General features: G+C 64.3%; 11 protein-coding genes. 3 read left to right on the top strand and 8 right to left on the bottom strand.

All coding sequences use genetic code 11. The annotated features are described in order from the left end of the window. Positions 1 to 11 precede the first annotated feature (11 nt). The 4 genes from AC1DS6_RS07500 to AC1DS6_RS07485 form a co-directional block, all read right to left on the bottom strand. Positions 12 to 992, bottom strand: coding sequence for a beta-ketoacyl-ACP synthase III (locus tag AC1DS6_RS07500; RefSeq protein ID WP_150983156.1), 981 nt, complete (start codon positions 990 to 992; stop codon positions 12 to 14). A gap of 59 nt (positions 993 to 1,051) precedes the next feature. Continuing rightward, positions 1,052 to 2,128 (bottom strand): phosphate acyltransferase PlsX, encoded by a 1,077-nt coding sequence (gene plsX / locus AC1DS6_RS07495; protein ID WP_045235588.1) that lies wholly within the window; start codon positions 2,126 to 2,128, stop codon positions 1,052 to 1,054. Between the two features lie 323 nt (positions 2,129 to 2,451). Continuing rightward, positions 2,452 to 2,631, bottom strand: a complete 180-nt coding sequence (gene rpmF, locus AC1DS6_RS07490) for a 50S ribosomal protein L32 (RefSeq protein WP_045235589.1) — start codon at positions 2,629 to 2,631, stop codon at positions 2,452 to 2,454. 120 nt (positions 2,632 to 2,751) lie between these two features. Continuing rightward, positions 2,752 to 3,348 carry a YceD family protein gene (locus tag AC1DS6_RS07485; RefSeq protein WP_477102358.1) on the bottom strand — a complete coding sequence of 199 codons (597 nt, stop codon included), beginning with the start codon at positions 3,346 to 3,348 and terminating at the stop codon, positions 2,752 to 2,754. A gap of 226 nt (positions 3,349 to 3,574) precedes the next feature. Here AC1DS6_RS07485 and AC1DS6_RS07480 point away from each other — a divergent pair, with 226 nt between their 5' ends. After that, positions 3,575 to 4,174: a Maf-like protein gene (locus AC1DS6_RS07480; RefSeq protein WP_441629799.1), complete on the top strand. Its 600-nt coding sequence runs from the start codon at positions 3,575 to 3,577 to the stop codon at positions 4,172 to 4,174. Between the two features lie 51 nt (positions 4,175 to 4,225). After that, positions 4,226 to 4,957, top strand: coding sequence for an SAM-dependent methyltransferase (locus tag AC1DS6_RS07475; RefSeq protein WP_477102357.1), 732 nt, complete (start codon positions 4,226 to 4,228; stop codon positions 4,955 to 4,957). Between the two features lie 62 nt (positions 4,958 to 5,019). Here the strand turns inward: AC1DS6_RS07475 and AC1DS6_RS07470 are convergent, their stop codons facing one another. Genes AC1DS6_RS07470 through AC1DS6_RS07455 form a run of 4 tightly spaced genes read right to left on the bottom strand, consistent with a single transcriptional unit; the run spans position 5,020 to position 8,287 of the window. After that, a complete protein-coding gene (locus AC1DS6_RS07470; protein WP_428178781.1) occupies positions 5,020 to 6,177 on the bottom strand; it encodes a S49 family peptidase in 1,158 nt (385 codons plus the stop codon). A 44-nt stretch (positions 6,178 to 6,221) separates the two neighbouring features. Further along, on the bottom strand, positions 6,222 to 6,614 hold the full coding sequence (locus AC1DS6_RS07465) for a Rieske (2Fe-2S) protein (RefSeq protein WP_276287877.1): 393 nt from the start codon (positions 6,612 to 6,614) through the stop codon (positions 6,222 to 6,224). Then, the gene (locus AC1DS6_RS07460) at positions 6,607 to 7,266 is read right to left on the bottom strand and encodes an HAD-IA family hydrolase (RefSeq protein WP_441629794.1); all 660 of its coding nucleotides are present in this window, start codon (positions 7,264 to 7,266) and stop codon (positions 6,607 to 6,609) included. The genes AC1DS6_RS07465 and AC1DS6_RS07460 overlap by 8 nt, the downstream gene beginning before the upstream one ends. Positions 7,267 to 7,285: 19 nt before the next feature. After that, positions 7,286 to 8,287, bottom strand: a complete 1,002-nt coding sequence (locus AC1DS6_RS07455; protein WP_441629792.1) for an RluA family pseudouridine synthase — start codon at positions 8,285 to 8,287, stop codon at positions 7,286 to 7,288. Between the two features lie 766 nt (positions 8,288 to 9,053). Between AC1DS6_RS07455 and AC1DS6_RS07450 the strand changes: the two genes are divergently transcribed. Continuing rightward, the gene (locus tag AC1DS6_RS07450) at positions 9,054 to 12,152 is read left to right on the top strand and encodes an Rne/Rng family ribonuclease (RefSeq protein WP_477102356.1); all 3,099 of its coding nucleotides are present in this window, start codon (positions 9,054 to 9,056) and stop codon (positions 12,150 to 12,152) included. The last annotated feature ends 239 nt before the right edge of the window (positions 12,153 to 12,391 follow it).

The following is a 12,391-nucleotide window of genomic DNA, read 5'->3' as shown; positions in this document are numbered from 1 at the left end:
CGGCCCGGATTTTACATGCGCAGCAGTACCGCGCCCCAGGTGAAGCCCCCGCCCACGCCTTCCATCAGCACGTGGTGTCCCGCGCCGATGCGGCCATCGCGCACCGCCACATCGAGTGCCAGGGGGATCGAGGCGGCCGACGTATTGCCGTGCTCGTGCACCGTCGCCACCATGCGCTCGGCCGGCAGGCCAAGCTTCCTGGCGGTGCTTTGCATGATGCGGATATTGGCCTGGTGCGGGATCAGCCAGTCTACTTTTTCGGCCGGGAACTGCGCGCCGGCGAGCGCTTCGCGCGCCACCTTGTCGAGCACCGTGACCGCGAGCTTGAACACTGCCTGGCCGTCCATATGCAGGAACGGGTTGCCGGTGATATTGCCGCCCGAGACATTGCCCGGCACGCAGAGGATGTCCACGTGGCTACCGTCGGAGTGCATTGCCGAAGACAGGATGCCGGGCTCCTCGGAAGCCGACAGCACGACCGCGCCGGCGCCGTCGCCGAACAGCACGCAGGTGGTGCGGTCGTTAAAGTCTAGAATGCGCGAGAACACTTCCGAGCCAATCACCAGCGCATTGCGGTGCGAACCGCTACGGATGAATTTTTCGGCGGTGGCCAGCGCATAGACAAAACCGGAGCACACCGCCTGCAGGTCGAACGCCGCGCAGTTGTTGGTGATGCCAAGCTTCTGCTGCACCAGGCAGGCGGTGCTGGGGAAGACGAAATCGGGTGTGGAAGTGGCAACGATGATCAGGTCGATGCTCTGGCGATCGATGCCGGCAGCTTCCAGCGCACGCTCCGCCGCCTTGACGGCGAGGTCGCTGCTGGTGACATCCGGCTCGGCCCAATGGCGGGCCGAGATGCCACTGCGCGAAAAGATCCATTCGTCGCTGGTCTCGATGCCCTTCTCAGCCAGTTGCGCCGCGATATCTTGGTTAGTGACGCGCCGCGGAGGCAAATAGCTCCCGGTCCCGATGATTTTTGCGTAGCTTGTCATGTAATGTCGGATCGATCGTCTGGCCGCGGGTCGTCGCCCGCGGCATCTACATCAAGACCTCAGGCGGCGTGCGGGCTTGGACTGGAATCCTCGGCGCCTGACTGCGGGCCGGTAGCCGGAGTGCTGTTACCTGACTTGTTGGCGAAAGCCTGAATGGTGCGTTCGATCACACCATTCCTGGCCGCATCATACCCGCGTTTGATAGCCCACTCAAAAGCGTGCGCGTCGGCGGAACCATGACTTTTGATGACCAGCCCGCGCAGACCGAGCAGGGAAGCGCCGTTGTAGCGCGCCGGGTCCAGGCGCCGGGACAACCGCTTGAGCACCGGCAAAGCCAGGACCGCCAGCAGCTTGGTGAACCACGAACGCGTGAATTCTTCCTTGATCATGTTGGCGATCATCTTGGCCAGCCCTTCGCTGCTCTTCAGCGCGACGTTGCCGACGAAGCCATCGCACACGACGATATCGGTGGTGCCCTTGAAGATGTCGTTGCCTTCCACGTTGCCGTAGAAGTTGAGTTCCGAAGCGCGCAGCAGTTCGCCGGCACGCTTCACCACATCGTTGCCCTTGATCACTTCCTCGCCAATGTTCAGCAGGCCGACGCTGGGACGTTCCTTATGATCCACCACGGCAACCATGGCCTCTGCCATGCGCGCGAATTGCAGCAGGTGCTCGGGCTCGCAATCGGCGTTGGCACCGAGATCGAGCACCGTGGTGCCCCAGCCCTGCTCATTGGGAATGGTGGTGGCAATCGCCGGACGCTCGATGCCCTCGAGCGTCTTGAGCACATAGCGCGACACCGCCATCAGCGCTCCGGTATTGCCCGCCGAGATGCAGGCGCCCGCCAGGCCCTCTTTCACCTGGGTCACGGCCACGCGCATGGAAGAGTCTTTCTTCCTGCGCAGCGCCACCTCGACCGGGTCATCCATGGTGATGACCTCAGTCGCGGTCACGATGCGCACACGGGGGTGATCAAGCGCGTGCAACTTCTTTAGCTGAGGCTCGATGCTTTCCCGCAAGCCGACCAGCACCACTTCGGCGTCGCTATGGCTGGAGAGAAAACTGATCGCCGCTGGTACCGTCACAGAGACACCGTGATCGCCACCCATGCAGTCGATAGCTAGTTTGATCGTCATTGTTTCCTGGTGCAGAAGCGCTTGTCGGCGTGACGTTAAGACCTGGCTCCCTGGCCGGAGGCATCGCCCTGACCGGCCGGCGGCAACCCGACCGCCTCCCGGAGCGCTCGACGGCGGGCGAGATCTGACGCCCCTCCGGCCGCCGTACATGGCCTCGGCCAGGCACTCGGCTTGAGCAAGCGGCGCAAGTCGGCCTGGTGGAAGCCTGCGCTACGGCTTGCGCTGCGAGCGCGCAACAAAAAAGCGGCAACGATTTTGCCGCTTTTTTGTTTTTGACCTACCAACGTGCGCGTACGAGACGCAAAGTCACGCCGAACGATCTGTCAGTCGTTCTTGGTCTTGATGACCTTGCGGCCACGATAGTAGCCGTTCGGGCTCACGTGGTGACGCAGGTGGGTCTCGCCCGTGGTCGGCTCCACTGCCAGCGCTGCCGCCGTCAGATGGTCGTGCGAGCGATGCATGCCGCGCTTGGAGGGCGACTTCTTGTTCTGTTGAACTGCCATGATGACTCCTTCGAGAATTTTTCAATGGTAACACACGCATCCCGCACGAGGCGTAGCCGGGCCCGGCCGGATGCTGATCCTGGTGCCTTGAACTCGCTGCCCGATGCCGGCGAACCGGCTTCAGTGCTTCGTTTTCAGGCCGGCCAGCGCCGCAAAGGGCGAAGGCCGTTTTTCTTCTTCCAGCGGGACCTCGGCTTCAGGTTCCGCCTGTCCGTCCACCCCGGTCACAAGGCTTTCGTGAACCGTGGGGCAAACGTCATGCTTGGGAGCTACCGGCAAGGCCAGCAGCACTTCATCTTCAATCAGCGTCAGCAGGTCGAAGCGCCGGGAACCGACGATCACATCAATCTCGTCGTCGTCCATGGGTGCCGCGTCGGCATCTTCCTCGCTGGCGACCACCTCGAAGCACATGTCCGTGGCGATCGCCTGGGCATAGATCCCCAGGCAACGCTGGCAATCCAGCCACACCTGGCCATTCACGGTCAGGTCGACGTAAAGGTGCTGCGTTGCCGGCGTACCGGGTTCGCTCGCTTCTTCCTCGACAAAGCCGGTGAGCGAGTAGCTGAAGACCTCGTCCGGCGCCGACACTGGCGCATGCGCGGCGGTCTCGGCTATGATGCGCGGCAAATCGCGCGCCGCGACTTCGCCGGTGGCTTCGCCACCAGCGCGGCAAAATGCGAAGAGATCGAGCGCGCGCGGGTCAATCGGCTGGGTCATGTCTTATCGTGCCGTCTTGCCGGGGCATCCCGGGCATCGCGGTTTCGACCGCTGTTTCGACGCATACACCATCGAAACGTGACCCGGGCGCCGCACAAAACCGGTATACACACGGATTTGCGCCGGACTTGCTTGGCTAAACGCGAGATTATACGTCGATTTTTCTGCCGCGGTCAAAATTTTGGAAGACGGCCATACGCCGCTTTCCCTTTTCGCTCAACTACTTATGTCGCAATCCTCCCGCCCCACCCTGATCCTAGGCTCCAGTTCGCCGTATCGGCGCGAATTGCTGCAGCGCCTGCGCATCCCTTTCGAGGTAGCGACGCCGGACATCGACGAAAGCCCGCTGACCGGCGAAAGCCCGGAAGCCACGGCCCTGCGGCTCTCTCGCGGCAAGGCCCAGGCCATTGCCGAACGGCATCCAGGCGCGCTGGTCATTGGCTCCGATCAAGTGGCCACGCTGGATGGCAGGCAAATCGGCAAACCCGGTTCGCACGCGCAGGCACTGGCACAATTGCAGTTGATGCGAGGCCGTACCGTCACTTTCCATTCCGCACTGTGCCTGCTTGACGGCCGCAACGGTGAAGCCCAGCTAGCGGATGTCCAGACCCGCGCCACCTTCCGTGAGCTTCCCGACCACGAACTGGACGCCTACCTACGCATCGAGCGCCCCTACGACGTGGCGGGCAGCGCAAAATCCGAAGGCCTGGGCATCGCCCTGCTCTCGCACATGGAATCGGACGATCCCACCGCGCTGGTAGGCTTGCCGCTAATTGCACTGACGACCATGCTGCGCCAGGCCGGCTACCCCTTTTTCCTGGACTAAGCTCTCAGCCGGCGCGCGCCGACAACACAGACGAAACACGAGAACCCAAGCATGAGCGGCATCCTATATTTGATCCCCAACACCCTGGGAAAGCGCGACGAGACGGATCCCCTGCCGGACGTGATTCCGGCGGGCGTTCAGCAAATCGCCGCGGGGCTGGATTACCTGGTGGCGGAAAACGCCAAGACAGCTCGCGCTTTTCTGAAGAAGCTGGGCGAGACCTGCCCGCTGGCCAGGCCGATCCAGCAGATCGAGATTCGCGAACTCAACGTCAACACGCGCGACGGCGCCCTGGCCGACCTGCTGGCCCCGATCCGCGCGGGCCGCGACGGTGGCCTGCTATCCGAAGCCGGCGTGCCGGCGGTGGCCGATCCCGGCGCCAACCTGGTGCGGCTGGCCCATGCCAAAGGTGTGCGCGTACGGCCGCTGGTTGGGCCGAGCTCGATCCTGCTGGCCGTGATGGCGTCCGGCCTGAACGGCCAGAGCTTTGCCTTCAACGGCTACCTGCCGGTGGACGCTGGCGAACGCGCCAGGCGGCTGCGCGAACTGGAGCAGCTTTCACGCAAGGCACACCAGACCCAGGTCTGGATCGAGACACCCTACCGCAATGGCCCCCTGCTTGAAGCCATGCGCCAGCATTGCGCCGGCACCAGCCTGCTGTCGATCGCGGTGGACCTGACCTTGCCGAGCGAAACGATCGTAACCCTGCCGATTTCCGATTGGCGTCCTGAGCGGCTGGAACTGAACAGACGGCCGGCCATCTTCTCGCTGCTGGCGGCCTGAAGACAAGGCGGAGAAACGAAATGTGGGGCGCAAGCGCCCCACATTTCTTGCGGTAGGTCCGATTAGCGAATGGCTTGCACGTGCGAGCCAAACAACATGGTCTTCATCGCCGCCGTACCCATCGCCGCGCCGAAGCGCTTGGCTACCCGCTCCGCGATGTTCTCCTTGACGGTGTAGTCCACAATGTCCTCGGCCTTGAACAGATCCCGCGCCACGTAGTCGGCGTTGCCCAGCCCGTCGGCCAGGCCCAACTCGACACTGCGCTCGCCGGACCAGAACAAGCCGGAGAAAAGATCCGGGTCCTCCTTCAGGCGATCGCCACGACCTTCCTTGACCACATCGATGAACTGCTGATGGATCTGCTTGAGCATGGTCTCGGCAAATTGTTTCTGCCTCGGCACTTGCGGCGAGAAGGGATCGAGCATGCCCTTGTTGGCGCCGGAGGTGTAAAGCCGGCGTTCCACGCCAAGCTTGTCCATCAGGCCGGTGAAGCCGAAACCATCCATCAGCACGCCGATCGAACCCACGATGCTGGCCTTGTCGACATAAATCTTGTCCGCCGCCGCCGCCACGTAGTAACCGCCCGAGGCGCAGATTTCCTCCACCACTACGTAAAACGGCTTGGACGGATAGAGGGTCCGCAGGCGGCGGATTTCATCGTTGATCATGCCGGCCTGTACCGGTGAGCCGCCCGGAGAATTGATCTTCAGGATGATGCCCGCGGCATTGGTGTCGGCGAATGCAGCCTGCAAGGCGGCGTTGATCGATTCAGCGCTGGCTGGCGTACCGGCGGCGATCTCGCCGTCGAGCGACACCATTGCCGTATGGCGGCCACTAGTGGCGATGCCGCCGTCGCCCTTGAAGTCGAAAATGGTGAAGAAGAGCAGCGCCAGCAGGGCTAACCCGACAAAACGGAAAAAGATCCGCCACCGACGCGCGGCACGCTGCTCGCGCAAGGTCGCCATCAGCACCTTTTCCAGCACATCCCGCTCCCAGCCCGTGCCAGTCGGGACTGGCCCGACTTCGCGGCCGGCCAGGCGCTCCTTGCGCTGGCTGGCTTCTTTTTGTGTGGCCGCATCCCCGGCGCGCAAGTCTTGCTCCAACGGAAAATCAGCCTGGGAAGCGGTCTCCAGCCGATCCTCCGCCCCGGCGCTGGTAGGAGCAGCCGGATCCGGCGTCTTGCCAGACTCGTCCTGAGGCGGTTTTTGCTGTTCAGTCATGCAGTTGGCTCTTGATTAGGAATAGGTCGGCGTCTGCTTGCCGGCTAGCCAGCGGGGACTTCGTATGGGCTTTCCGGGAACCAGTACACATTGCCGTCATGTTCCTCGACGCGCAGCTTCGACAACGAAGCGCCCCGGCAAGGCCCACCCAGGCACAAGCCACTGTCCGGCGCATAAATCGCGCCATGTGTCGCGCACATCAAGTATAGGCCCGAGGACTCGAAAAACTGTCCCTCCTGCCAATCGAGCTCCATCGGCACGTGGGCGCACTGGTTCAGGTAGCCATGGACACCGCCCCCGAAGCGCACGACAAACGCGCCAACAGGACGGCCACCCATTTCGACCATGAAGCGCACCCCGGCGCCGCCTTCAGCCAGGTCTTCAGTTGCGCATAAGCGGCGCTGCCCGGACATGCCGGCAACCGCCGCGTCAGGCATGTGTCAACAGCCAGTCTTGCAGATCGGCGATCGAGGATGCGCAATGCAGCGGCGCCATTGCACGCAAGGCGTCCGCCGGGTGGGCACCATAGCCGACACCGATCCCTGCCGCGCCGGCATTGGCCGCCATCTGCAGGTCATGGGTAGTATCGCCAATCATGACCGTGCGCTCCATATCCTGCCCCAGTTCCCTGGCCAGCTCTTGCAGCATGGCCGGGTGAGGCTTGGAAAAGGTTTCGTCCGCGCAGCGCGTACCGTCGAACAGACGGACCAGGCCGGTAGCCTCCAGGGCGCGCTGCAGGCCAACGCGGGTCTTGCCCGTTGCCACGCCAAGAAAATAGTGCTCTGCGTGCAATGCCTCCAGCATCTCGCGAACCCCATCGAACAGCACCAGTTCCGCGTCGCGGGTCAGGAAGTGGAAGCGATAGCGCTCTGCCAGCTTGGGATAGTCAGCGGGATCGAGCGTGGGCACCGCATAGGACAGCGCATCCTTGAGCCCCAGCCCGATCACATGGCTGGCCGCGCTGTCGTCGGGTACCGGCAGGCCAAGGTCGCGGCTGGCTAGCTGGATGCACTTGGCGATGGTCGGGGTGGAATCCATCAGGGTTCCATCCCAGTCGAACACGATCAGGTCGAAGCGTTGCCTGGCCATTGATTTCCTCATGGGCGCCTTAGTCGCGGGCGCGCTGGTTACGTGCTTGCTGCAGGAAGGTTTCGCACTCCGGCGGCATGGGTGCAACGACAGTGATGATTTCACCACTTACCGGATGTGTAAAGGTCAGGCTATGCGCGTGCAGGAACATGCGCTTGAGCCCGGGATTGGCACCGCTGCGGGCCAGCGCCTTGTTCAGGGCGAAATCGCCGTATTTTTCGTCGCCGAGGATAGGGAAGCCGGAATGCGCCAGGTGGACCCGGATCTGGTGCGTCCGCCCCGTCTTCAGCTCGGCCTCGAGCAGGGTGAAGCCCGGCATGACTTCAAGCCGGTTGAACACGGTATGCGAGGCAATCCCGTCGTCCTGCACGCGTACCCGGCGCTCTCCCTCGGCGGTGGTGTATTTAAATAGTGGCAGCTTCACGTGCTGCCGGGCATTCTCGAAGTGCCCTGCCACGCACGCGAAGTATCGCTTGTCCAGCGCGCTGCCGCGCATCTGTTCATGGAGGTTGACCAGCGCCGAGCGCTTCTTCGCCAGCACCAGCAGGCCGGAGGTCTCGCGATCGAGGCGGTGCACGAGTTCAAGGAACTTGGCCTGCGGGCGCGCCCGCCGCAACTGCTCGATCACGCCAAACGCCACGCCGGACCCGCCGTGCACGGCCACGCCGGCAGGCTTGTTGATCACCAGCAGGTAATCATCCTCGAAGACAACCGGGAAACTGGCCGGCGGCACGAATTTGCCGCCATCAGGTGCCGGAGTCGCGACCCGCATGGGCGGAATCCGCACGACATCGCCAAGCTGCAGGCGATAAGTCGCATCGACCCGCCCCTTGTTGACCCGCACTTCCCCCGACCTCAGGATGCGGTAGACATGACTCTTCGGCACCCCTTTCGAGAGCTTCAGCAGGAAGTTGTCGATCCGCTGGCCATCGGCCTCGTCGCCGATTGTTACGTACGCCACCTGGGGCCCGGCCGCGGCGGGCCGCACCTCTTTTTCAATTTGATGGCGTAACTCATTCATTTTCAATATAATTTCCTCGCTGTTCCGGCCAAAGACCGGCAGCGCAAGTCAGGTGTAGGCGATTCGTCGTATTTTACACTTCGGGTTGCCGCCAGCCCTGCCAGCCTCCGGCTTCTTTGCGTACAACGCGAGCCCCGGGCTGGTGAATGGCAGCAAAAACGCAGCACGCACGGTATCGCCCGCGCAGGAAGTCGCCCAAAGGCAACTTCGGCGCTGACGGCGGTCACGTGGGAATGTAGTGTTCAGGTAGAACAGAATTTGATAGTGGATGCCCTCCCGGCATCCACTCTGGTGAGAGAAGTCCCGCCCGCACCGGGAAACGGTGCCGCCGGCATGCTTCCAACGCCGCCTGACTAGTTATACCGGCGCCCGGTCGCAGAACTCCAAGAAGTAGTAGGTGCGCCCGCCAGGAGATGTCAGGTAGCGAAGCAGCATTGCCGTGACGACAAACTTGCTCTTTGACGCGTCTAGGCCTTCCGCGGCCGGCCGCGATGCGACGGCGCCCCTTTGCGCCCGCGTTGCCGCCATGCCAGCCGGAAACCCGCCGGATCGCTGCGAAGAGCAGCTTGCCGGCGTTCTCTCCGACCATGCGGACGGCGCTTTCGACGTCGTTACCTCTCTTTCACCCGCGCCCAGCCGGCCGCGCCCATTTGCGCGCCGGCGCTTTCGGCAATTCTCGCGCCCTCACTCGCTCCCTCGCGTGCTCCACGGAACGCCGCGGGCACCGCATGCCGGTGCAATCCTCGGCATTGAGTGAGGTAATGCGATGAAACGCATGCTTTTTAACGCGACGCAGCAGGAAGAATTGCGCGTCGCCATCGTCGACGGTCAGAAACTGATCGATATCGACATCGAAGCTGCCGGGCGCGAACAGCGCAAGGGCAACATCTACAAGGGTGTCATCACCCGTATCGAACCGTCGCTGGAGGCCTGCTTCGTCAACTACGGCGAAGAACGCCATGGCTTCCTGCCCTTCAAGGAAGTGGCCCGCGCCTTCTTCAAGGAAGGCGTGGACGTGCGCAACGCACGCATCCAGGACGCGCTGCACGAAGGTCAGGAACTGATCGTCCAGGTGGAAAAGGAAGAGCGCGGCAACAAGGGCGCGGCGCTGACCACCTTTATCTCGCTGGCCGGCCGCTACCTGGTACTGATGCCCAACAACCCGCGCGGCGGTGGTGTATCGCGCCGCATCGAGGGCGAGGACCGCCAGGAACTGCGCGAGACCATGGGCCAGCTGACCGTGCCCGAGGGCATGAGCATCATTGCCCGCACCGCCGGCATCGGCCGCTCGGCCGAAGAGCTCCAGTGGGACCTGAACTACCTGCTGCAACTGTGGAAGGCCATCGACGGCGCCGCCGGCGACAACAAGGCCCCGCTGCTGATCTATCTCGAATCCAGCCTGGTGATCCGCGCCATCCGCGATTACTTCCAGCCGGATATCGGCGAGATCCTGATCGACACCGACGAAATCTACGAGCAGGCCCGCGCCTTCATGAGCGTGGTCATGCCCGACAATATGAACCGCGTGAAGAAGTACCGGGACGATGTCCCCCTCTTCTCGCGTTTCCAGATCGAGCACCAGATCGAATCGGCGTACTCGCGCATGGTGATGTTGCCCTCGGGCGGCGCCATCGTGATCGACCATACCGAGGCATTGGTATCGGTGGACGTGAACTCGGCCCGCGCCACCAAGGGCGCCGACATCGAGGAAACCGCGCTGCGCACCAACCTCGAAGCCGCCGACGAAATCGCTCGCCAGTTGCGCCTGCGCGACCTGGGCGGCCTGATCGTGATCGACTTTATCGACATGGAAGCCAGCAAGGCGCAGAAGGACGTGGAAACGCGCCTGAAGGATGCCCTGCGCCATGACCGCGCCCGCGTGCAGATGGGCAAGATCAGCCGCTTCGGCCTGATGGAACTGTCGCGCCAGCGCCTGCGCCCGTCGCTGTCGGAAGGCTCGCACATCACTTGCCCGCGCTGCAACGGCACCGGCCATATCCGCGATACCGAATCTTCCGCCCTGCAGGTCCTGCGCATCATCCAGGAAGAAGGGATGAAGGAAAACACCGCCGCCATCCACTGCCAGGTACCGGTGGAAGTGGCAGCGTTCCTGCTCAACGAGAAGCGCCAGGACATCAACCTGATCGAAATGCGGTTCAAGGTCAATGTGCTGCTGATCCCCAACAAGCACCTCGAGACCCCGCACTACAAGCTGGAGCGCCTGCGTCACGACGACCCGCGCCTGGAAGACAGCACCGCCAGCTACAAGATGGCCGAGGCTGCCGCCAAGGAACTGGAAGCCGACACCAGCTACAGCAGCCGCAAGAAGGAAGATGCCAAGCCGCGCCAGGAAGCTGCGGTCAAGGGCATTACCCCAGAACAGCCAGCGCCGGTTTCGGTACCGCGCGCCGAGCGCGCGCCGCGCCCGGAAGCCGCTCCCGCACGTCCGGCACCGGCCACCCAGCCGGTGGTCGGCGGCGGCTTCATGGGCTGGCTCAAGAGCCTGTTCGGCGCCAAGCCGGCAGCGCCCGCCGCCGAACCGGCCAAGCCGGTGGACGCGGAACAACGCAGCGCGGAGAGCCGTCGCGAGCGCGGCCAGCGTGGTGAACGCGGCGAAGGCCGCGGCGAGCGTGGCCAGCGCGGCGAACGCGGTGGCGAACGCGGCGAGCGCCAAGGCCGCGGCCAGCGCGCACCCCAGGAACGTGGTGAGCGCGCCGAACGCGGCGCGGAACGTGGTGAACAGCGCACCGAACGGGGCGAACGCGCCGAGGCGCGAGGTGAACGTGGCGAGCGAGGCGAACGCGGTGAACGCGGTGAACGTAGTAGCCGCGCCCCGCGCCAGGCTGCACTGGAAGTCCAGCCGGCCCGCCAGCCCGAGGGCACACCTGCCGAGCGTACGGAAGGCCGTGGCGAAGGCCGCCGTGACCGTAACCAGGAACGCCGCGAGCGCCAGCGCGACCGCCAGCGTGAGCGCGGCGACGCACCGCGCGAAGGCGAAGCCAGCGAAAGCCTGGCGGCCGAAGCCCTTGGCACCGCAGCGGTAGCCGCCGCCGTGGCAGCCCCCGCCGTAGCGGCGCCGGTTGCCTCGCACGACGACGCCGAAAACGTTCGCACCGACCTGCAGGATGCTACTGAAGGCAGCGAGAATGGCGAAGGCGAAGAACGCCGCCGCCGCAATCGCCGTGGCCGCAATCGCTACCGCCGCGAGCGTGACGATAGCGCCCAGGCCAACGAAAGCGGTGAAAGCGAAGACTCGGGCGAAGTCCGTGAAATCGCCGCACCGGCCGTTGTCGCTGAAGCTGTCGTGGTGGAAGCCACCACCGTGGTGGTCGCCGAATCCGCTCCCAGCGTCCCGGCCTACCAGCCTGTCGAGGCTGCGGTGGTGATGCCGGAGCCGGTCGCGCCTGTTGCAACACCTGTATCGGCGCCGGTCGCTGAACCGGTCATCGAAACGGTACCTGAACCGGTGGTCGAAGCGGCTGTTGCCAGCCCGGTCGCCTACGAACCCGCACCCGCCGTGGCGGAACCCGCCGCACCGGCGCCTGCTGTCGTGGCACCCGCTGTCGAAGTGCCGGTGGTCGCACCCGCCGCAGCTCCGGCCCCGGTACCGGCTGCAGCCCCCGTCGTAGCGGCAGCCGCCGCGCCGGTGGCCGTGGAAAGCCTGCAACCGATGCTGGCTTCGGCCGGTCTCGAGTGGGTCAACACCGACGTCAGCAAGCTGCGCGCCGCGCAGGAAGCGGCCGCCAGCATCCCCCCGGCACCGCGCGTCGTGCGGGAGCGCAAGCCCCTGCCGCCGCTGCCGGAAGGTCCGATGATTCTGGTCGAGACCGCCGGCGATAACGCGGCTGCGACGCAACAGAAGTAAACGGCACCCTCGCGGGTACCAGGGAAAGGGACGGCGCAGCCGTCCCTTTTTTCGTGTCCGCGCCGGATCGGCGAGGCTCGCCCGCGTATTTCCAGGTCCTGCGCATGGTGACGCCGGCGCTACCATGCCCGGCTCGGCTAGAATGACAATTAGATGGCACCGCCACGATGGTGCCCCGAACGGGCGCTGCTTGCCCCCACGCGACCGCGCCAAAGCCGCCCGTCACCGCATTGCCACGT

Source organism: Cupriavidus sp. 05L310 (assembly GCF_056398185.1).
Note: the sequence above shows the minus strand (reverse complement) of the source record. Positions and strands in the feature narration are given on the sequence as shown.

Excerpts from the sequence above, each read along its gene's own strand:
- AC1DS6_RS07465 (WP_276287877.1), bottom strand. The coding sequence starts at position 6,614 with ATGCCTGACGCGGCGGTTGCCGGCATGTCCGGGCAGCGCCGCTTATGC.
- AC1DS6_RS07485 (WP_477102358.1), bottom strand. The coding sequence starts at position 3,348 with ATGACCCAGCCGATTGACCCGCGCGCGCTCGATCTCTTCGCATTTTGC.
- AC1DS6_RS07460 (WP_441629794.1), bottom strand. The coding sequence starts at position 7,266 with ATGGCCAGGCAACGCTTCGACCTGATCGTGTTCGACTGGGATGGAACC.
- AC1DS6_RS07480 (WP_441629799.1), top strand. The coding sequence starts at position 3,575 with ATGTCGCAATCCTCCCGCCCCACCCTGATCCTAGGCTCCAGTTCGCCG.
- AC1DS6_RS07500 (WP_150983156.1), bottom strand. The coding sequence starts at position 992 with ATGACAAGCTACGCAAAAATCATCGGGACCGGGAGCTATTTGCCTCCG.
- AC1DS6_RS07450 (WP_477102356.1), top strand. The coding sequence starts at position 9,054 with ATGAAACGCATGCTTTTTAACGCGACGCAGCAGGAAGAATTGCGCGTC.
- AC1DS6_RS07470 (WP_428178781.1), bottom strand. The coding sequence starts at position 6,177 with ATGACTGAACAGCAAAAACCGCCTCAGGACGAGTCTGGCAAGACGCCG.
- AC1DS6_RS07455 (WP_441629792.1), bottom strand. The coding sequence starts at position 8,287 with ATGAATGAGTTACGCCATCAAATTGAAAAAGAGGTGCGGCCCGCCGCG.
- plsX (WP_045235588.1), bottom strand. The coding sequence starts at position 2,128 with ATGACGATCAAACTAGCTATCGACTGCATGGGTGGCGATCACGGTGTC.
- AC1DS6_RS07475 (WP_477102357.1), top strand. The coding sequence starts at position 4,226 with ATGAGCGGCATCCTATATTTGATCCCCAACACCCTGGGAAAGCGCGAC.
- rpmF (WP_045235589.1), bottom strand. The coding sequence starts at position 2,631 with ATGGCAGTTCAACAGAACAAGAAGTCGCCCTCCAAGCGCGGCATGCAT.